The organism is Domibacillus sp. 8LH (genome assembly GCF_038806185.1).
Classification (GTDB): Bacteria; Bacillota; Bacilli; order Bacillales; family Domibacillaceae; genus Domibacillus; species Domibacillus indicus_A.
This window is the reverse complement of sequence record NZ_JAVJNG010000069.1, coordinates 1-1,008: the sequence shown is the minus strand read 5'-3', so window position 1 is coordinate 1,008 and position 1,008 is coordinate 1. Positions and strand designations below refer to the sequence as shown.

1 protein-coding gene is annotated in these 1,008 nt (G+C 38.6%); it reads left to right on the top strand.

Annotated elements, in window-relative coordinates; all coding sequences use genetic code 11:
- Window positions 1-138: 138 nt before the first annotated feature.
- Window positions 139-1,008: IS110 family transposase (locus RG959_RS23790; RefSeq protein ID WP_342799271.1), on the top strand; the 870-nt coding region annotated here is incomplete at its 3' end.

Below are 1,008 nucleotides of genomic sequence, written 5' to 3'. Positions count from 1 at the left end.
CTAAACCGTTCGCCCCCTACTTGTAGAAACATGATTGAGGCTGGTTGGGACGTAGATCTCGTATAACAAGCGAAGCTATGATACTGCATGAAGGATTAGGGGTTACTGGCAAATCACCATATTAGGAGGAGATTCAGAATGAATCCAGTCGTCGGTCTGGATATATCGAAAGGGGAAAGTCAGGTTCAAGCCTTTCTAGATAAAGGTAAGCCATACAGTAAGAGCTTTAAAGTAAATCACACTCTTGAGGGCCTTCGTTCACTTGTATCGTTTCTTGAGAATGTAAAGCAAGAAGCTGGGAAGAAACCTTCAGTAATATTAGAGGCTACTGGGCATTATCAAACTCCAGTCGTTCAATACTTGGAAGAACGAGGCTATTTATTAGTTATCATCAATCCATTGATCTCCTATAAGGCAAGAGGATCAAGTTTGAGAAAAGTAAAGACAGATGCCATTGATGCCTACCTCCTCTGTGAGTTGTTTTATAAAGAGGAATTAGAACCTTATAAAAAGCGTGGAGTTCAGTTATTGAACCTTCGGAATCTTACAAGACAACACGAAAATATAACTGGAGTTATGATTCAGACAAAGCTTCAATTTCAAGCAGTGCTTGAACAGGTGTTTCCTGAATATAAAGGGGTCTTTGGCGATTTATATTCGGTTGTTTCACTCTTAACTCTTTCAGAGTTCCCTTCTTCCGAGGATATTTTGAGAGCCAGTGAAGAAACAATTACAGACAAGATATTTGGATTATGTAAAAGTCGATCAATCAGGTGGGCAAAAGAAAAAGCTGTTCAGCTTAAAGCTGCAGCAGCCCGTAATCCTTTTGAAAAAACAGTGTACCAAAGCCATATATTAAGTCTTCGTATGTATATTAATATTCTTCTTCAATACAAAGAACATCTATCAAAGTTAGAGTCAGAAATAGACGCCCTCGCTAAGGAAATTGAAGAATATAATATCATCAAATCTATCCCTGGTATTGGAGAAAAGATCGCTGCAACGATC